This is a genomic window from Rhodococcus sp. SMB37 (assembly GCF_004345605.1).
Lineage (GTDB): Bacteria > Actinomycetota > Actinomycetes > Mycobacteriales > Mycobacteriaceae > Rhodococcus.
Map to the genome: position 1 here is coordinate 174,077 of NZ_SLVY01000012.1, position 18,547 is coordinate 192,623.

Genomic DNA, 18,547 nt, shown 5'->3' on the forward strand with positions numbered 1-18,547 from the left:
TCACGCCCCGAAGAGTCTGCGGCGCAGGGCCGACGCGTTACCGAAGATACGGATCCCGAGGACGACGATGACGGCTGTGGAGAGCTGGGTGCCTACGCCGAGTTGGTCCCCGAGCCACACGATGAGTGCGGCGACGAGGACGTTGAACACGAAGGAAACGACGAATACCTTCGCATCGAAGATGTCATCGAGATAGGCACGCAATCCGCCGAACACGGTGTCGAGGGCAGCGACCACCGCGATCGGCAGGTAGGGCTGCACCACGTCGGGCACCTGCGGACTGAACACGATCCCGGCAGCAATGCCGATCGCGAGTGCCAGCACCGCATACAGCGCCTGACCGTGTCGAAGGTGCTTCACCGATTCCCCGCTTCCCGAGCCGATTCGACTGTACGTACCGTGGCCGCCGGCAGTTCGAGCTCACCGGTCTCGGCGATCGTGAAACCTACCCCGTAGAGCTGTTTGATGCCCGAGAGCCTCAGGTATGCGTCGCTCACCACGAAATCCGTCTGCATCTGTGCCTGGGGCCCGACGGCAGAGACGACGTACGGCGAGGACACCGGCTGGTTGTCGACCAGCATCGCTCCTCCGGCCTGCCGGATGGTCACACCGGGGCCGACACGTACGCCGCCGACCGATACGGCTTCGGCACCACCACCCCACAAAGCATTGACCACAGATTGCAGATCTCGGTCGAGGACGGTCGCGGTGTTGCCGGTGTCGTCGCGAACGGACGGGTCCGAAAGGTTCGGTCGGCCCACCGGATCGGAGAGGGTGACAGTGATTCCGGGCCCGGTGACAGGTACCGCGGCGGCAGCGATCTGTGCCGCGCGCAGTTCGTCGAGGGTTGCCGCACCCTGCGCATCATGGGCGACCAGTTCGGCGCTGCGCTGCTCGACGGTGTCCCTCAGTTCGTCGCGGCGGACGACAAGGGTGGCGATGCGTTCGTCGCTGGTGCGCAGCGAATCGAGAATTTCGGTGCGCGCCTGGTCGGCGCCAGGTTCGCGATCGGTGTTCTCGGCGTAGGCCACGCCGAGGACGAGACCGGCGAGGATGCTGCCGATGACGAGCCAGGTCCTGGTGCGTCGCGGCGACGAGGTGGCGCGACCCGCTGCCCGGTCCGCAGCAGCTGCGGCATAGCCGGGGTCGAGGTGATCCTCGAGCAGCGACTTGAGCAGTGACGGCACCGGGTTTCGGGGGATCTGTTCCCAGCGGCGGCTCACTCGGCGGCTTGCCCCTCGCTGGGGGTTACGGCACGCGCGATCCACAGGGCCCGACCCAGGTAGAGCAGCCCGGTCCAGACATAGAGGGCCGAGCCCCAGATCAGTGCGGCCCAACCGAGTGGGTGTGCGACAGCGGACGTTGCGGGTACCGCGAGGTCGAGCAGCAGCAGCGGCAGTGCGCACATGAGGAGGAACGTCGCGCCCTTACCCAGATAGAGAACGTCCGGCGGGGGCATACCGCGACGCCGGTACACGGCGAGTGTGGGGGCGAGAACGAGCTCGCGTCCGATCAGGATCGCGGCGATCCACCAGGGAATGACGTCCCGCGCCACCAACGCGATGAGGGTGGTGACGATGTAGAGACGGTCGACCATCGGGTCGAGCAGCGCGCCGAGTCGGGAAGCCTGATCGAGCAGGCGCGCGAGCTTGCCGTCGGCCCAATCGGTGAAGCCGCTGAGGAAGAGGATCACGAGCGCCCACACGTCCGCGTGGACGACGAGGATCAGGTAGAGGAAGAGAGGAATTCCGAGCAGCCGCACGAAACTGAGCAGGTTCGGGATGGTGAGGATACGGTCGGCGCCCGGATGGGTGTCGTCCGGTGTCGTCACGTCACCCATCGTGCCCCTTTCCGATCTCCGTGGTTCAGCGGCCAAGCCTTTCACATCGGCCGCGAGCGGCGTCACGAGGTGGTCAGCGCCATGCGAATACCGGTTGTTCGAGACCATCGATACGAGTGTGCCGACGATGGAGTGCCACCTCACGGAACTGGTAGACCACAGCGGCGGTAGGTGCGTGGATGAGGTGGCCACGGAACGGCCACTGGATGACCGGCTTGTCGGATTCGGGGATGTCGACGAATCGCGGCTCGCTGTCCAGCTCTGCCTCCGTGACGGAGAACAGGACGTCGACCTCGTCGGGGCTCGGCTTCAGATCGGCGATCGCGGCGTCGGAGCGTACGACGAACGGTGACATCACGTATCCGGATCGGGTCACGTAGTCGTCGAGCCGTCCCACGATGGCGTCCGGAGGGGCGTCGAGCCCGAGTTCTTCGTGCAATTCCCGCAACGCCGCCTCTTCGGGTGTCTCGCCCGGGTCGAGGCGTCCGCCGGGGAGCGCGAATTGGCCGGGGTGCGCGCGCAACTTCGTCGGTCGACGTGTCAGGGGCATGACCGGGCTACCGGCGCCGTCGTCCAGAACGGCGATGACGACGGCGGCGTGACGGCGCCCTTCGAGCGGAATCCGACGCGACTCGAAGCGTGCGAAGGAATCCCGAAGTGTCGTATGCGTCAGTGCGCTCGATATGGGCATATTTTGACATTATCCCAACTAAACTTCTGTTTATAAAGGTATTCCGTCAAGTCCGAAATCTGCATGTCGGAACTGGAGACAGCTGTATCCAGTCCGACTACGCTCCCTCACACGCGATTCCGTCGTCCCCACCGAACCGAGAAGGGACACCATGAGCACCGACCCCGCGGGCCTGGATACCAGGCTCCTCCGCAGTTACCTCCGGACCGCTGCCCCCCACCTGTTCGACGGACCTCTGACCGCCCGCCTGATCAGCGGTGGACGATCGAACCTCACCTACGGCGTGAGCGACGGCAGGCGGGAACTCGTCCTGCGGCGACCACCGCTCGGACACGTGTTGAGAACCGCGCACGACATGACCCGCGAGCACCGCGTGATCACTGCGCTCGCCGGAACCGAGGTACCTGTGCCGCGCACCTTCCTGCTGTGTGCCGATACCGAGATCATCGGGGCACCCTTCTACATCATGGAACTGGTCGAGGGCACACCGTTTCGCACGGCCGAGGAACTCGCGCCTCTCGGGCGGGATCGGGTGCGTGCGATCTCCGAGCGGATGGTCGACACCCTGGCAAGGCTGCACTCGGTGCAGCCGGCAGCGGTAGGGCTCGAGGACTTCGGCCGGGCCGAAGGATTCCTCGAACGCCAGGTGCGCCGGTGGCAGACGCAACTCGACGCGTCCCGGAGCCGCACACTCGAAGGCGCCGATGAACTGCACCGGTTACTGGTCGAGCAGCTACCCGCGACGAGCGGTTCTACGATCGTGCACGGCGACTACCGCCTCGACAACGTGCTGATAGGCGAGAACGATCAGGTTGCGGCGGTGCTGGATTGGGAGATGGCAACTCTCGGTGATCCGCTCACCGACGTCGCGCTGCTCATGGTCTACCAGCAGCTTGCGCGCAGGGACGGGCCGGTCCCGGTGTCGACGGTGTCGCGCGCCCCCGGTTTCCTCGGCGACGACCAAGCGCTGTCCCGTTATGCGGACGCGAGCGGCAGGGACCTGTCGGGGATGGCTTTCCATCTGGGGCTGGCCTATTTCAAGCTCGCGGTGATCCTCGAGGGAATCCATTTCCGCTTCCTGCAGGGCCAGACCGTGGGCGAAGGTTTCAGCGCCTTCGGAGACGCTGTGGAACCCCTCCTCCACGAGGGGGTTTCGGCCCTCCGGAGGTAAGGTTCCTCCATGCCGCATCCGATCATGTTCGACGAGACGGATCCGTTGCTGGCTCGGGTGCGCGCCCTCGTCCTGGCGTATCCCGGCGCCCAGGAGAAGATCTCGCACGGCCGTCCGTTCTTCTTCACCAAGACGTCGTTCGCGGTCTACGGCGGATCCGAGAAGGACACCCGCGCACCGTTTCCCCGGTCGTTGATCGTCAAGCCCGACGCCGATGAACGACGCGCCCTGCTCGGTGAAGCTCACACGTATCTGCCCATGTACCTGGGTCCGTCGGGGTGGGTCGGCTACGATCTCGACCGCGACGCTGTGGACTGGGCCGAGGTCGCAGAACTGGTCGACATGTCGTTCCGTGAGACGGCGCCCGTGAAGCTGGTGCGCGAACTGGATGAACGCCTCGGTTGAACCCCTCGCCCAGGACGGGCTGATGGGTGCCCGACAGCTCAGCCGGCGCTGATGTTGACCATCCATTGAACACCGAACTTGTCGGTGCAGGCTCCGAAGCTGTCACCCCAGGGCGCCTTCTCGAGCGGCATGGTGATGGCGCCTTCGTCGACGAGTCGGTCCCAGTAGCCGCGGAGTTCGGCCTCGTCGTCGCCGCTCAGCGAGATGGTGAAATTGGTTCCGGGGGTGTTGTCCATGCCGGGAGGCGTGTCCGAGGCCATCAGCACGAAACCGCTGGCGGTGGTGAGCATCGCATGCATGACCTTGCTGTCCACCGCGGCGTCGCCGGTAGGTTGCCCCTCCCCGAAGGTGCTGATCGCGAGTTCCCCACCGAAGACGGCCTTGTAGAACTCCATCGCGTCACGCGCGTTGTCACGGAAGCTGATGTACGGATTGAGTCGAGTGGTCACCGCGAGCTCCTGATCTGTCGGAGGAAAGATGAGTCGGCATTACACAGATGGACTCTGTGCATTGCCGTTTCTCATCGTGTCCCGTCATGCTCGCTCGTGGAGCCTTTCGACGGATCCCGGCTCAGGACACCGCCACTGTTCGCCTCACGTTCTCCTCGTCGTCGACAGCGGAAGCAAGGACCCGACCGACCTTGCTGCGCGCGACCTGCCAGCCTACGAGCTCGCCGCTGGTCGACGTGAACGCGTCTCCGCCATCGGTCGAGTCGGTCAGGTTGACCGGTTGCACGAGGGTCCAGTCGAGGCCGCTCTCGTGCACGAAGCGGTCCTGGATCACGGTGTCGGCGACCTGTGGCCCGAGAAGCAGCGAGAACATGAGCTTGTAACGCAACGGCAGCCGGCCGTCGGTGTCACCCACTCCGTATGTGGTCTGGACGATCAGGCGCCGCACGCCGTGACGTTGCATCGCGTCGATGATGTTGCGGGTCCCGGTGGACCGCACGTCGAGTGCAGTACGCGCCGGGCCACGCAGCCGTACACGGACGGGGTTCTCGGTGATGCCGAGGGTGACGATGACGGCGTCCTGGCCGCGGACTGCGCGGTCGACGTCGTCGGGTCGGGTGGCATCGCCGATCACGCCGATGGGTCCGTCGCCGAACGTCTGCTGGGCTTCGACGGTGCGCACCATGACGGTGACGTCGTGGCCGCGGTCGAGGAGTGCAGTGACGGCAGCACGGCCGGAGCCACCCGTTGCCCCGATGACGAGTACTTTCATGAGGTTCTCCTGAGGTTGTTCGGATGATGTGTCCACCGTATGAACGTTCTTCAGGACGTTCTATGACTCTCCGTCCGACCCTCATGTTCATTCGTCCTGCGGGGCTGGACGGATGAACACCAAGCGGTGAGGGTGAACACATGACGATCGAGAGGGTTCGGGAGACCGACAACGTGCTCTATCCGTGGACACCGGTCGATCCACTCGCGGAGGCGCTTCACCTGCTGCGCATGCGTGGCGGCTTCTACTGCCGGTCGGAATTGACCGCGCCGTGGGCGCTGGAGATGCCGCCGGTGGCCGACAGCGTGAGCTTCCACCTGGTCGTCTCAGGCGAAATGTGGCTCGAGGTCCCCAATTCGGCGTCGGCGCGGCTCCTCCCCGGAGAATTCGTCATCGTGCCGCACGGGGCGGGACACCTGATGCGGAGCGACCCGAGCGTCCCCAGCACCGGATGCGCGGGACGCGTGGATCTACTCCCCCAGACCATGATCGGCGACCACTATTCGGTTCTGCGCTGCGGCGGAGGTGGTGAACGCTCCACTCTGGTGTGCGGGGTCGTCGAGTTCGATCATCCGACTGCACGGCGTCTGGTGGCGTTGCTGCCGCCCATCCTGCGGATGGACACGACCGCGTCGGCGAGGCGCAGCACGACGACGCAGGTGTTGTCGTTGATGGCCGACGAAGCGCAACACGTGCTGCCGGGTGGCGAAGCGGTGCTCACGCGATTGGCGGACGTTCTTGTGATCATGGCAATCCGGAGTTGGATCGACTCCGCGCCGGCGGCCCGGCGCGGATGGATCGGCGCTCTGCAGGACCCACAGGTCGGCCGTGCGCTCGCTGCCGTTCACCGCGCCCCCGAACGGCCGTGGACGGTCGAGTCCCTCGCACGGGAAGCGGCGATGTCGCGGTCGGCGTTCGCGGCGCGGTTCACCGAGTTGGTCGGCGAACCCGCGATGCGGTACGTCGGTCGATGGCGGATGGAGTCGGCGACCGTCGCGTTGCAGGACGGCGCGACGGTCGCCGAACTCGCGTCGCGGTCGGGCTACGAGTCCGAAGCGGCGTTCTCGAAGGCATTCAAGAGGATCACAGGCGTGTCTCCAGGATCGGTCCGCCGCCGCACCGACGGCGTATTCGCCACCCGTCGGTAGCGCACCGGCATCCGTGGTGCTGCCCGGTTGCCGACGCTCGCAACCTCACGAGCGGTCCTGTCCGACCGTTTCGGTGCGCTCTACAGGCCGGTGGGCACGCCGGCCTGCTTTCGGTGTTCGGCCTTGATCACCTCGAACAGACTTGTCCAGTTGTCCCCACCGTGTCCTGCGGCGGTCGCGGCGTCGTACAGGTTCTTGATCGCGTCCGGCAATCCACGCCCAACCCCGGATTCGACACTGGCCTCGACGATGTGGCCGGCGGTGGCGCCCATCATCGTCACAGTACTCAGCTCCCCCGGGTGACTGCCCCCGACGAGATCGGCGGCCAACTCTGCGCTCGGCCCGATGATCGACGGGATCAGTTGCACATGTTCGTACAGGTCCGCGAGAGCATTCTCGACCGGGCCGCCGACCGACTGGATCAGTGCGGCCGCATGGAGCATGCTCGCCAGCGTGGTCAGGAAGACATCGAGGTTTGCCAGATAGAAGAGCTGGGCCAGTCGTACGTCGGCACCGAGGAATCGGGTCGACCCTAGAAGCCGCAAGACAGGTTCCCAGCGGCGAAAGGCGTCCGGATCCCCGCTGTAATAGGCATAGGCAGCGTCGGTGCCGAGCATCGGTGCGGGCACCATGACCCCGCCCGCGACGAGGTGGCCGCCCCGACCGGCCACCCAGTCGGCCGCCGACGCGGTGCGTTCCGGGGTATCGGAGCTGAGGTTGACGATGGTCCGGCCGGTCAGATCCTCGATCGGGTCGAGAATGTCGTACATCGCCTGATAGTCGGTCAGGCTGAGGATGGTCAGCTCCGATGCCGTGACCGCCGCGGCCGGCTCGGATGCTCTCGTCGCTCCTGTTTCGACCAGAGCATCGGCGCGCGCCGGTGTCCGGTTCCAGACGGTGACGGGGTGGCCGGCAGCCAGCAGTATGCGAGTCATCGCCTGCCCCATCGGCCCGAGGCCGATGACGGTGAGCGCAGTAGTGGTCACAGGCATGAGAAAGTCCCTTCAGGAGTGGGATGTGCGATGGATTCGACGATGCGCGCGAAACTGTCGGTGCCGTGGCCGGAGTCCCGTTCTGCGGCGATCAACCTCTGCACCATCGCAATGGGTTGGACGCCGATCCCGGCGTGTGCTGCTGCGTCCAACATCGTGGACAGGTCGGAGAAATCGAGACTCTGCTGACCGGCGACGGTGTAGTCGCCGCCGTCGATCACCCGGCCGAAGTCGGCGAGTCCGTGGGTCATCGCCGAGATCCACGGCGCCGCGCGGCCGGCGAAGTCGGTGGCGCTGATGCCGGCGGTGCGGACGAGCGCGGCCCCCTGCATATATCCGGCGAACATCACGTACATACCGGCCAATAGGGCCAGGTCGTACAGAGACGCCAACCCCGCATCGCGGCCGAGGTAGGTGCTCGTGCCCCAGGTGTCGAGAACTTCCTTGCAGCGCCGGAAGGCCTTCTCGTCCCCGCTGTAGAGAATTTCCGAGCCGGGACCCGCGATCATGGACGGCACCGCCATGATTCCGCCGTCCACATAGGCGATGCCCGCAGCGACAGCCCAGCGGCCGAGTTCGCGGGCCTCTTCCGGCGAGTTGGTGGTCAGGTTGATCAGCGTGCGGCTTCGCAGCCGGTCGGCGACCGGGTCCAGAGTGTCGCGAACGGAGGTGTGGTCGAGCAGGCAGACGATGATCAGATCCGCTGCGTCGACTGCATCAGCGGCGGTTGCCGCTTCCACCGCGCCGGCCTGCGCCAACTCGATTCCCTTACCGGGGGTGCGATTCCAGACGACGACGGAACGGTCGGCCCTCAGCAGCGCGGACGCGAGGGCGCGCCCCATTTCGCCGAGGCCGAGGATGCTGACGGTGACGGGTGTGTTCATGACCTGATGTGTTCCTCACGAAAGTGGGATGTTGACAACTGTCGGTGCCGATCGACAGTTGTCATGCTGCCCACTAGCTGTGTGTGTAACAAGTACCCACTAAATTGTTCGATACCCACCAATTGGTAAGTATCAAGGAGAGTGTGATGCCTCGATCGCCCAGAACCGGCCCGTACATCTGCGGGATCGATGCCGCAATGGATGTGGTGTCCGGAAAATGGAAGTCGTTGATCCTGTGGGAGCTGGACAACGGCACCCGGCGATTCGGCGAACTCAGGCGCGGGCTACCGGGAGTCAGCGAGAAGATGTTGGTTCAGCATCTGCGGGAGATGGAAGCAGACGAGCTCGTTCAACGCGAGGTCTACCGAGAGGTTCCACCTCGGGTCGAATACTCACTCACCGAGCACGGCCGCAGCTTGAACGCGGCGCTCGGCCCGCTGGGCGTGTGGGGGCAACGGCGGATCGAACGGATCGGGGCCGAGCGCGTCTCCATCGAACTCTCGGACTGACTCGACGCCACGCGAAACACGAAAAGGCCCCGGTGAGATCAGATCTCACCGGGGCCTTTCGGTCGGGCTGACAGGATTTGAACCTGCGACCACTTGACCCCCAGTCAAGTGCGCTACCAAGCTGCGCCACAGCCCGTCCGCGCTCTCGTCGAGCGCTCGTTGAGATTACAACAGGTACGGACCGAAAGGCGAATCGGCTGGTCAGCGCCAATTCCGTGGATTCGGGTCTACTTGCGTCGGTCGCGCTTCTCCCGTACTCGCACGGAGATACGGACGGGGCTGCCGTCGAAGTTGAACTCCTCACGCAGCTTCCGTTCGAGGAAGCGGCGGTAGCCGGCTTCGAGGAAGCCGGTGGTGAACAACACGAACGTCGGCGGACGTGTCGCCGCCTGGGTCGCGAACATCACACGGGGCAGACGTCCACCCCGCATCGGCGGCGGTGTCGCAGCCACCACTTCCTTGAGCCAGGTGTTGAGTCGGCCCGTGGAGATGCGCTTGTCCCACGACTCGAGTGCGGTTTCCATGGCCGGTACGAGCCTCTGTACGGCGCGGCCGGTCTTGGCGGAGATGTTGACCCGCGCCGCCCACGGCACGCGCAGCAGATCTCGCTCGATCTCGCGGCCCAGTTCGTGACGTCGGTCCTCGTCGACGAGATCCCACTTGTTGAACGCGATCACGAGTGCGCGACCCGATTCGACGATCATCGAGATCACTCTCTGGTCCTGCTCGGTGATCGGCACTGACGCATCGATGAGCAGCACCGCCACCTCCGCGGCGTCGATCGCGGCCCGGGTGCGCAACGATGCGTAGAACTCAGCGCCCGATGCATGGCTGACCCGCTTGCGCAGGCCGGCGGTGTCGACGAAGCGCCACGGCTTGCCGCCGAGTTCGACGACCGAGTCCACGGGGTCGACGGTGGTGCCAGCGACGTCGTGCACCACCGACCGCTCGTCGCCCGAAAGTTTGTTGATCAGGCTGGACTTGCCGACATTCGGCTTGCCCACCAGTGCGACACGGCGGGGCCCTCCCCCACCCGTCCCCTCGCGCGGTGTGGGCGGCATCTTCTCGAGTAGATCATCGAGCAGATCACCGGTGCCACGACCGTGCGTGGCGGAGACCGAATAGGGCTGGCCGAGCCCGAGCGACCACAACGCGGCCGCTTCGGCTTCGACGCGGTCGTCGTCAACCTTGTTCGCGACGAGCAGGACCGGTGTCTTCGACCGGCGCAGGACCTTGGCGACTGCCTCGTCGACGGAGGTCGCGCCGACAGTGGCATCGACGACCACGAGGATTGCGTCGGCGGTGCGCATGGCGACCTCGGCCTGACGCGCCACCGACTGCTGCATCCCCTTGGCATCGGGTTCCCAGCCACCGGTGTCCTGGACCATGAAGCGTCGGCCGTTCCAGTTCGCCTCGTACGACACACGGTCGCGGGTGACGCCGGGAATGTCCTCGACGACGGCCTCACGTCGACCGATGATGCGGTTGACCAGGGTGGACTTGCCGACGTTGGGACGGCCTACGACCGCGACTGTCGGGATGGGAACGAACTCTTCGAGGTCGGCCCCTGTCTCGAAGTCGAGATCCCAGTCCGATTCCTCCGACCACGTGCCGTCGGCACCGTCGTTGATGTACTCCGTTGTGACGTCGTCGCTCACAGCGTCGCTCCCGTCTGCTCGGTGACCACGGCGGTCAGCGCCGCAGTCACCTCATCGATGTTCATGTCGCTGGTGTCCACAACGACGGCGTCGTCCGCGGCGCGCAGAGGCGACACTGTGCGCGTGGAGTCGAGATGGTCGCGGCGCTGCACCGATGCAAGTACCGCGTCGTAGTCGTCGCCGCGGCCTTCCGCGATGTTCTGTGCGTTGCGTCGCTGTGCGCGTGCTTCCGCAGATGCGGTGAGGAAGATCTTCACATCCGCATCCGGGAACACTGCGGTGCCGATGTCGCGTCCTTCGACGACGACCCGGTGCGCTGCGAGGCCGAGTCGCTGCTGCGCCGCGACGAGCAGTTCGCGCACCTCCGGGACCGCGGAGACGGCGGAGACCGCAGCGGTCACCTCGGCGCCGCGGATCTCGTCGCGCACGTCCTGTCCGTCGAGCCGGATGTCTTCGACCTCGGGGTCCGTGCCGATCGACCAGGGTAGGTCGGCGACGGTCGCGGCGATCGCGGCGGGGTCGGCCAGATCGGCGCCGCGGCGCAGCGCATACAGCGTTGCGATCCGGTACATGGCGCCGGTGTCGAGGTATGCGGCACCGAGTTGCCGTGCGAGGAGCTTGGAGACGCTGGATTTGCCGGTGCCCGACGGACCGTCCATCGCGACGATCAATCCGCCTGCCGAAGTGCCGGTCACAGACCCACCGCCTGGTAGAGACCGCCGACCTCGTTGCGCCCGAGGACACGGAGGGTGCCGGGGCGCTGGTCACCGAGCGCGACGGGACCGATGTTGGTACGCACCAGACGGATCACGGGATGACCGACGAAGTCGAGCAGCCGACGCACGATGTGCTTGCGGCCCTCATGCAGATCCAGCCGTACGAGGGACTGACCTTCGTTCACCTCGAGCAGCGCGAACCTGTCGACCTTGGCCGGACCGTCCTCGAGTTCGACACCTGCCTTGAGCTGTTTGCCGATGCCGCGCGGGAGAACGCCCTTGACTGTGGCTAGGTAGGTCTTGTTGACCTCGAATGACGGGTGCATGAGCCGATGCGCGAGTTCACCGTCGTTGGTGAGCAGCAACAGCCCTTCGGTGTCAGCGTCGAGTCGACCGACATGGAACAGACGCTGTCCCGCGGCGACCCGCTCGGAGACGATGTCGCCGACGCAGGGGCGGCCCAGATCGTCGGACATGGTGGACTGCCATCCGCGGGGCTTGTTGAGCACGAGATGGACGAGGTCCTTCTTGACGACCACGCGGACACCGTCGACGCGGATCACGGCATTCTCGGGGTCGACACGCAGTCCCTGCTCCCGAACGATGACCCCGTCTACCTCGATGCGGCCGCGGTCGATCATCTCTTCGGCGGCACGTCGCGAGGCTACGCCGGCCTGGGCGAGGACCTTCTGCAGGCGCACGCCTTCGCCGGAGGGCAGCTTCGCCGGTTCGGCGACGCTGTGCTGGTGGCGGGCAGGCTTGGCATTGCTGATGGTGGGTGTCGCCGAGGTCCGGCGGGCCTGGGGCTTCGGTGCGGCGGGCCTACCTCGCTTGTTCAGCGGGGCGCTTCCCTGACCTCGATGAGGCTTCTTACCTGCAGCTGCATTCCCTGCGGTGGAGTTCGGAGCATCCTGTGCGCGGGGGTCCGACCGGCGGGCGGAAGAGGATCTGCCGGTGCCCTTGCCCTTCACGGGGCGGGCGGTTCGTTGATGGTCCGGTGTGCCATCACGGCGAGCGGGCTTTTTCACTTTTTTCCTGTCAGTTCTCTGGATCGAACTCCGCGGGTGAGAGTGTCTCAGCGCGCGCGTTCTTTCCTATTCTCTCAAACCTCGGGTCCGCTTCGAGGCTGTCGCTGATGTCATCGATCACATCTACGTCGGGCAACAGGGGGCCGACGGGCGGCAGATCGCTCAACGATGCGAGGCCGAGGCGTTCGAGGAACAACTCGGTGGTGGTATAGAGGGTGCCGCCGGTCTCGGGATCGGTGCCGGATTCGTCGATGAGATCACGGGCGAGCAACGTGCGCATCACCCCGTCGACGTTGACGCCACGGACGGCGCTGACGCGGCTGCGGGTCACCGGTTGCCGGTAGGCGACGACCGCGAGCGTTTCCAACGCCGCGCGGGTGAGCTTGGTGCGCGCCCCACCCTGAAGGAGCTTCTCGACGTAGGGGGCGTAGTCGCGGCGGGTGTAGAACCGCCAGCCGTCGCCCGCATAGCGCAGATCGATACCGGAACCACGCGCATCCAGATCGGAAGCGAGTGTGTGAAGGGCTCGATCGGCTCGGTCGGCGGTGACACCGATCGCGGCGGCGAGCTGGTCGCAGGAGGCAGGTGTGTCGACCACCAGGAGCAACGCTTCGAGTGCCGCGGTGAGCTCGTCGTCGGCCATGTCGAGCAGTTCACCGTCCCAGGCCCGCTCGTCGCCAGGAGGGTCGGGCTGTTCGTGTGCGGGCGGTGTGGGGCCGGGAGTGTCGGCGCTCACCCGTAATCCTCCTCGAAGTCGATGGCGTTCTCGGCGTTCTCTCCGGTCCAGGCCACCTGGAGTGGCCCGAGCGGGTCGGGTTGTTCGAAGGTGACTGCGCGTTCACGATAGAGCTCGAGCAGTGCGAGGAACCGTGCGACCACCAGTAGTCCGTGCTCGCAGTCTGCGGTGAGGACGTCGAAGCCGACCCATTGCCCGGCGCCGTTGTCCTTCAGCAGGGCGAGGATGTGTGCGGCCTGCTCGGGCACCGACACCGTCGCGACGTGCAGGTGGTCCAACCCGACTGTGGGGATCGGTTTGGGTCGGAACGCTGCGGCGGCGATCTCGGCGAAGCGCTGTGTGTCGACGCCGAGAACAACCTCCGGCACGAGATTCTCGAAGCATTCTTCGAGGGACACCGCCCGCGGGTAGCGACGGAGCGCAGCGTTTTCGAGTTCGGCGAACTGTTCGGCGATCTGTTTGTAGGCCCGGTACTGCAGCAAGCGCGCGAACAGAAGGTCGCGGGCCTCGAGCAGCGCGAGGTCCTCGGGGTCGTCCACGTCCCCGGAAGGCAGTAGACGGGCCGCTTTGAGGTCGAGCAGTGTCGCGGCCACGACAAGGAATTCAGTGGTCTGGTCGAGTCCGAGTTCAGGACCGAGTTGCCTCGTATAGGCGATGAATTCATCGGTGACCTCGTGCAACGCGACTTCGGTGACGTCGAGGCGGCGCTGCGAGATCAGAGTGAGAAGGAGATCGAACGGGCCCTCGAAGTTGCGGAGCCGGACCCGGAATCCGCCGGTGGCGCTCTCGGGTTCCGGTGTCCGGTCAGCGGACTCATCGGCGACAGCGACGGTATCGGCGACAGCAGCAGAGGAGTCCGCCTCGGTGGTGTCCCGGGTAGGTGCAGACACGGATCAGTGGCCGGCCCGGTGGATCACTTCGCGGGCCAGCGTCCGATACGACTCGGCGCCACCGGATTTCGGCGCCCAGGTGATGATCGGTTCGCCGGCGACGCTGGTCTCGGGGAACTTGACGGTACGGGAGATGACGCTGTCGTAGACGAGGTCTCCGAAAACCTCGACCACTCGGGACATCACTTCACGGCCGTGCAGCGTCCGCGAGTCGAACATGGTCACGAGGATCCCGGCGACGGCGAGGCGCGGATTGAGCCGATCCCTGACCTTGGCGACGGTGTCGTTGAGCAAAGCCAGCCCGCGGAGGCTGAAGAATTCGCATTCCATCGGGATGAGCACCGAGTCGGCGCAGGCCAGAGCGTTGACGGTGAGCAGGCCGAGTGACGGCTGGCAGTCGACGAGGATGTAGTCGTAGCGTTCGAGAACCGGGTACAGGGCACGACCCAGCGCCTGTTCGCGCCCGACCTCGGAGACGAGCTGTATCTCGGCGGCGGACAGGTCGATGTTGCTGGGCAGCAGATCGAGGTTCTCGATGTGCGTGTCGATCAGCACGTCGTCGGTGTCTGCCCGGGGTTCGACCAGCAGATTGTGGACGGTCAGCTCGAGATCATGATGGGCGACACCGAGTCCGGCCGACAGAGCACCCTGGGGATCGAGGTCGACGAGCAGCACGCGACGTCCGCATTCGGCGAGAGCAGCACCCAGGTTGATGGTGGAGGTGGTCTTGCCCACTCCGCCCTTCTGGTTGCACATCGCGATGATCTTGGCGGGACCGTGCAACGCCAGTGCCGGTGGTTCGGGAATGTGCCGGCGTGGACGGCCCGTGGGACCGAGACCCGTATTGCCGGTCGGTGCCGCCTCGGCGCTTTCGACCGGTGCCGCCTCGGCGCTTTCGACCGGTGCCGCCTCGGTGGTGTCCACTGTGTTGTCGCCGGGTGATCGCGGTTCGGCCGACGGCCGGTAATCGGCCACGGAACGGACCGGCGCCGGCCAGTCCTGCGTGGCCGCGTGTGCAATGTTCAGATGTGCGCTGTCTGTGGCAGATGGCCGAGGTGTGCCCACGAGCGGTGCTCCCCCTGTTCTGCGTCCTACTGTGCGTCTAGCGAGCGAAATCGTTGCCGTTCCGTATCCGGAACGCTACCGCGTCCTTGCTTCATGAACGCTACCGCCTGGATGCCGTGTTGCGGGGACGGACACGCATTTCCGGGGCGCCCCGATCAGCGCGCGCGGGGGTGCGCGCCGGCCCAGACCTCCCGCAACGCACCCACGGTGACCAGCGTGTAGATCTGCGTCGTCGTCACAGAAGCATGCCCGAGTAACTCCTGCACCACCCGGACATCGGCGCCACCGTCGAGCAGGTGGGTCGCGAACGAATGCCGGAGTGTGTGCGGTGAAACACCGGTGGTGATCTCGGCTCGCTCGGCGGCGGTCTGCAGGACCTGCCACGCACTCTGCCGCGACAATCGTCCGCCGCGTGCGTTGAGGAACAACGCCGCGGTGTGTCCGGCGGCGAGGGCGGGCCGACCCTGCACGAGATAGGCGTCGAGCGCTGCGAGTGCAGGACGTCCGACGGGTACGAGTCGTTGTTTGCCACCCTTTCCGCGCAGGAGCACCGCCCGGGTGTCGGTGTCCACGTCGTCGACGTCGAGCCCCACCGCCTCGGAGATGCGGGCACCGGTCGAGTAGAGCACTTCCAACAGGGCCCGGTCCCGGAGGCCACGAGGGCCGTCCGACTCACCGCCGACCGCGTCGAGAATCGCCGTCACCTGATCCACGGTGAGTGACTTCGGGAGACGTCGCCCCGCGGTGGGGGGTTTGACGGCACGCGCTACGTCGCTCGGTGTCCGGCCCTCGGCAGCCGCGAAGCGGTGTAGTCCACGTACCGCGATCAAGGCACGCGCGACCGAACTGGCGGCAAGCGCCGGACGGTCGCGGTCCGGGTCGCCGCGACGCAACACCGCCACGAACTCGGCGACGTGCTCCTCACGGACTTCCGCGAGATCGCTGATCCCGCAGTCCGTGAGATAGTCCAGGTAGCGGTCCAGATCGCGCCGGTAGGAAGACAGGGTGTTCGCCGCGGCACCGCGTTCGACTGTCAGATGGTCGAGGTACGTGTCGAGTTGTCCCGCCAGCACCGAGGTCACTCCCCCGAGCGAGTGCGGGAGAACGCGCTGGGCCGGTCGGGCCACGGCGCGTCGGAGGGGCGCAGTTCGGCCCCGGAGGCATTCGCGGCGGCCGATGCGAGTATGCCCGACACCGCTGTGGCGTTGACGATCTCACCGCACAACGCCATCGACACGGCCTCGGCGAGTGGGACCCGGTGGATCTCGAGGTCGGCTTCCTCGTGTTCGGGTTCCGGCCGGTTCACCTCTGACAGGCCGCGGGCCACGAAGATCCGCACCGCTTCGTCTGTGAATCCGGGCGAGAGGGCAACGTCGACAAGCGTCTCCCAATGCTGCGCCGCGAGCCCGGTCTCCTCCGCGAGTTCACGTCTCGCGGCGTCGAGCGGCGCCTCGCCGGCCTCATCGAGGAGGCCGGCGGGCAGCTCCCACAATCGCCGGCAGAGCGGGTGCCGGTACTGATCGATCAGAACCACCCTGTCGTGCTCGTCGATGGCGACGACCGCTACCGCACCGAAGTGTTCGACAACCTCGCGGTGGGCGCGGTGTCCGTCCGGCATCGCCACCTCGTCGACGCGCAGCGACACGATGGCACCTGTATAGATGCGCTGCGAGGACAGGGTCCGGAATTCGTGTCGCTGCGCCATGCTCTAGTCCGCGTCGACGCTGGACGCGGACGCCACGGTCTCGGCCTCTGCCTCCGCCTCGGCCGAATCGGCGGCGTTGCGCGTGCCGTCATCTCCGTGCACATCGACCGGGAGGCGTTCGGCGGCCTTGTACTTCAGTGCCGCAGAGACCAACCCGGCGAACAGCGGGTGCGGGCGGGTCGGGCGGCTCTTGAGTTCCGGATGAGCCTGAGTCGCAACGAAGAACGGATGGATGTCTGCCGGGTACTCGACGAATTCGACGAGTCGCCCGTCCGGTGAGGTGCCGGAGAACACGAGCCCGGACTTCGCGATCCGATCGCGGTAGGCGTTGTTGACCTCGAAGCGGTGACGGTGGCGTTCGGAAACCTCGTCGCTGCCGTACGTCTTCGCGATGATCGACCCCTTGGCCAGCACAGCGGGATAGGCACCGAGACGCATGGTGCCGCCGAGATCGGCTTCACCGGCAACGGCCTGTTCCTGATCGGCCATCGTGGAGATCACGGGCGCCGTGGTGTCCGGGTCGAACTCGGTGGAGGATGCATCGGCGATACCGACCGAGCGGGCCGCTTCGATGACGACGCACTGCAGACCGAGGCACAGTCCGAGCAGTGGGATCTTCCGGGACCGCGCGAACCTGATCGCCCCGAGTTTGCCCTCGATACCGCGGATGCCGAAGCCACCCGGAATGAGTACCGCGTCGACGTCGCCGAGATGTGTCTGTGCACCGGCCTCGGTTTCACATTCATCGGAGGCGACCCAGCGGATCTTGACCTTCGCGCGGTGGGCGAATCCGCCCGCACGCAGTGCTTCTGTGACCGACAGGTAGGCGTCGGGCAGGTCGATGTACTTCCCGACGAGGGCAACTTCGACGGTTTCGCGCGGCTTGTGGACACGGTCGAGCAGGTCTCCCCACACCGTCCAGTCGACGTCACGGAACGGGAGTCCGAGCTGACGCACGACGTAGGCGTCCAGGCCTTCGCTGTGCAGCACCTTGGGGATGTCGTAGATACTCGGTGCGTCGGGGCACGAGATGCAGCCTGCGACGTCGACGTCACACATCAGCGAGATCTTCGCCTTGAGGGAGGCGGGCACGTCGCGGTCGCACCGCAGCACGAGCGCATCGGGCTGGATGCCGATGTTGCGCAGCGCGGCCACCGAGTGCTGGGTGGGTTTGGTCTTCAGCTCACCGGACGGGCCGAGATACGGCACCAGCGACACGTGCAGGAAGAAGCAGTTGTCACGGCCCACTTCGTGGCGGACCTGTCGGGCCGCTTCGAGGAACGGCTGGGATTCGATGTCACCGACCGTGCCACCGATCTCGGTGATCACGACATCGGGCGTGTGGCCCTCGGCGTCGGGTGCGGACATCGCCAGGATGCGACGCTTGATCTCATCCGTGATGTGCGGGATCACCTGGACGGTGTCGCCGAGGTATTCGCCGCGCCGTTCCTTCGCGATGACGGTCGAGTACACCTGGCCGGTGGTGACGTTCGCGTCGGCATTGAGGTTGCGGTCGAGGAAGCGCTCGTAGTGCCCCACGTCGAGGTCGGTCTCGGCGCCGTCCTCTGTGACGAACACCTCACCGTGCTGGAAAGGATTCATGGTGCCGGGATCGACGTTGAGATACGGGTCGAGCTTCTGCATGGTCACGCGCATGCCGCGTGCGGTGAGCAGTGCGCCGAGACTCGACGCGGTGAGTCCTTTGCCCAGCGAGGATGCGACGCCCCCACTGACGAAGATGTGTTTGGTAGGGGTACGCGATTGGCGTGACTGTGGCAACGAAGCTCCCGTGACGTCAGGTGCAGGACTTTTGGACTTCAGACGATACAGCTGGGGCCTGCCGACCCACGGAACTTCACGGTAACACCTGAAGCGGCCAGGGCGTACC

General features: G+C 66.0%; 21 protein-coding genes and 1 tRNA gene. 4 read left to right on the top strand and 18 right to left on the bottom strand.

Annotation, left to right across the window (positions count from 1 at the left end; translation table 11 throughout):
* The 4 genes from EV641_RS19500 to EV641_RS19515 form a co-directional block, all read right to left on the bottom strand.
* A complete protein-coding gene (locus tag EV641_RS19500) occupies positions 1 to 360 on the bottom strand; it encodes a DUF1290 domain-containing protein (RefSeq protein ID WP_054713560.1) in 360 nt (119 codons plus the stop codon).
* Complete coding sequence (locus tag EV641_RS19505) at positions 357 to 1,223, bottom strand: DUF881 domain-containing protein (protein ID WP_132473911.1); 867 nt, start codon at positions 1,221 to 1,223, stop codon at positions 357 to 359. The genes EV641_RS19500 and EV641_RS19505 overlap by 4 nt, the downstream gene beginning before the upstream one ends.
* Positions 1,220 to 1,831, bottom strand: a complete 612-nt coding sequence (locus EV641_RS19510; protein WP_241997357.1) for a CDP-alcohol phosphatidyltransferase family protein — start codon at positions 1,829 to 1,831, stop codon at positions 1,220 to 1,222. Before EV641_RS19510 ends, EV641_RS19505 begins: the two co-directional genes overlap by 4 nt.
* Positions 1,832 to 1,913: 82 nt before the next feature.
* Positions 1,914 to 2,531: a CoA pyrophosphatase gene (locus EV641_RS19515; RefSeq protein ID WP_132473915.1), complete on the bottom strand. Its 618-nt coding sequence runs from the start codon at positions 2,529 to 2,531 to the stop codon at positions 1,914 to 1,916.
* Between the two features lie 151 nt (positions 2,532 to 2,682).
* On the opposite strand from EV641_RS19515, the gene EV641_RS19520 reads away from it, so the two are divergent.
* The gene (locus tag EV641_RS19520) at positions 2,683 to 3,702 is read left to right on the top strand and encodes a phosphotransferase family protein (protein ID WP_132473917.1); all 1,020 of its coding nucleotides are present in this window, start codon (positions 2,683 to 2,685) and stop codon (positions 3,700 to 3,702) included.
* Between the two features lie 9 nt (positions 3,703 to 3,711).
* Positions 3,712 to 4,107 carry an MmcQ/YjbR family DNA-binding protein gene (locus EV641_RS19525; RefSeq protein ID WP_054713557.1) on the top strand — a complete coding sequence of 132 codons (396 nt, stop codon included), beginning with the start codon at positions 3,712 to 3,714 and terminating at the stop codon, positions 4,105 to 4,107.
* A 38-nt stretch (positions 4,108 to 4,145) separates the two neighbouring features.
* On the opposite strand, the gene EV641_RS19530 is transcribed toward EV641_RS19525, so the two are convergent.
* Positions 4,146 to 4,556, bottom strand: coding sequence for a VOC family protein (locus EV641_RS19530; protein ID WP_054713556.1), 411 nt, complete (start codon positions 4,554 to 4,556; stop codon positions 4,146 to 4,148).
* A 121-nt stretch (positions 4,557 to 4,677) separates the two neighbouring features.
* Positions 4,678 to 5,328, bottom strand: a complete 651-nt coding sequence (locus tag EV641_RS19535; protein ID WP_054713555.1) for an NAD(P)-binding oxidoreductase — start codon at positions 5,326 to 5,328, stop codon at positions 4,678 to 4,680.
* A 140-nt stretch (positions 5,329 to 5,468) separates the two neighbouring features.
* Between EV641_RS19535 and EV641_RS19540 the strand changes: the two genes are divergently transcribed.
* Complete coding sequence (locus tag EV641_RS19540) at positions 5,469 to 6,476, top strand: AraC family transcriptional regulator (protein WP_132473919.1); 1,008 nt, start codon at positions 5,469 to 5,471, stop codon at positions 6,474 to 6,476.
* Between the two features lie 80 nt (positions 6,477 to 6,556).
* Here EV641_RS19540 and EV641_RS19545 read toward each other — a convergent pair whose 3' ends face one another.
* A complete protein-coding gene (locus EV641_RS19545) occupies positions 6,557 to 7,468 on the bottom strand; it encodes an NAD(P)-binding domain-containing protein (RefSeq protein ID WP_132473921.1) in 912 nt (303 codons plus the stop codon).
* Complete coding sequence (locus tag EV641_RS19550; protein WP_132473923.1) at positions 7,459 to 8,352, bottom strand: NAD(P)-binding domain-containing protein; 894 nt, start codon at positions 8,350 to 8,352, stop codon at positions 7,459 to 7,461. The genes EV641_RS19545 and EV641_RS19550 overlap by 10 nt, the downstream gene beginning before the upstream one ends.
* Before the next feature lie 146 nt (positions 8,353 to 8,498).
* On the opposite strand from EV641_RS19550, the gene EV641_RS19555 reads away from it, so the two are divergent.
* Entirely contained in the window at positions 8,499 to 8,861 is a 363-nt protein-coding gene (locus EV641_RS19555; RefSeq protein ID WP_054720504.1) for a helix-turn-helix domain-containing protein, read from the top strand.
* A gap of 62 nt (positions 8,862 to 8,923) precedes the next feature.
* On the opposite strand, the gene EV641_RS19560 is transcribed toward EV641_RS19555, so the two are convergent.
* The 10 genes from EV641_RS19560 to EV641_RS19605 form a co-directional block, all read right to left on the bottom strand.
* Positions 8,924 to 8,997: transfer RNA gene (locus EV641_RS19560), tRNA-Pro, on the bottom strand.
* Positions 8,998 to 9,088: 91 nt separating this feature from the next.
* Positions 9,089 to 10,519, bottom strand: coding sequence for a ribosome biogenesis GTPase Der (der, locus tag EV641_RS19565; RefSeq protein ID WP_132473925.1), 1,431 nt, complete (start codon positions 10,517 to 10,519; stop codon positions 9,089 to 9,091).
* On the bottom strand, positions 10,516 to 11,178 hold the full coding sequence (gene cmk, locus EV641_RS19570) for a (d)CMP kinase (protein ID WP_132473972.1): 663 nt from the start codon (positions 11,176 to 11,178) through the stop codon (positions 10,516 to 10,518). Before cmk ends, der begins: the two co-directional genes overlap by 4 nt.
* Positions 11,179 to 11,210: 32 nt before the next feature.
* Positions 11,211 to 12,263 carry a pseudouridine synthase gene (locus tag EV641_RS19575; protein WP_199233318.1) on the bottom strand — a complete coding sequence of 351 codons (1,053 nt, stop codon included), beginning with the start codon at positions 12,261 to 12,263 and terminating at the stop codon, positions 11,211 to 11,213.
* A 10-nt stretch (positions 12,264 to 12,273) separates the two neighbouring features.
* Entirely contained in the window at positions 12,274 to 12,906 is a 633-nt protein-coding gene (scpB, locus tag EV641_RS19580; RefSeq protein WP_132473976.1) for an SMC-Scp complex subunit ScpB, read from the bottom strand.
* 89 nt (positions 12,907 to 12,995) lie between these two features.
* Positions 12,996 to 13,889 carry a segregation/condensation protein A gene (locus EV641_RS19585; protein ID WP_054720057.1) on the bottom strand — a complete coding sequence of 298 codons (894 nt, stop codon included), beginning with the start codon at positions 13,887 to 13,889 and terminating at the stop codon, positions 12,996 to 12,998.
* Positions 13,890 to 13,892: 3 nt separating this feature from the next.
* Positions 13,893 to 14,954, bottom strand: coding sequence for a ParA family protein (locus tag EV641_RS19590; RefSeq protein ID WP_241997358.1), 1,062 nt, complete (start codon positions 14,952 to 14,954; stop codon positions 13,893 to 13,895).
* A gap of 155 nt (positions 14,955 to 15,109) precedes the next feature.
* The gene (gene xerD, locus EV641_RS19595; RefSeq protein WP_132473980.1) at positions 15,110 to 16,027 is read right to left on the bottom strand and encodes a site-specific tyrosine recombinase XerD; all 918 of its coding nucleotides are present in this window, start codon (positions 16,025 to 16,027) and stop codon (positions 15,110 to 15,112) included.
* Positions 16,028 to 16,032: 5 nt separating this feature from the next.
* Entirely contained in the window at positions 16,033 to 16,659 is a 627-nt protein-coding gene (locus EV641_RS19600) for an NUDIX hydrolase (RefSeq protein WP_132473927.1), read from the bottom strand.
* 3 nt (positions 16,660 to 16,662) lie between these two features.
* Positions 16,663 to 18,438 carry a CTP synthase gene (locus tag EV641_RS19605; RefSeq protein ID WP_132473929.1) on the bottom strand — a complete coding sequence of 592 codons (1,776 nt, stop codon included), beginning with the start codon at positions 18,436 to 18,438 and terminating at the stop codon, positions 16,663 to 16,665.
* Positions 18,439 to 18,547: the final 109 nt, after the last annotated feature.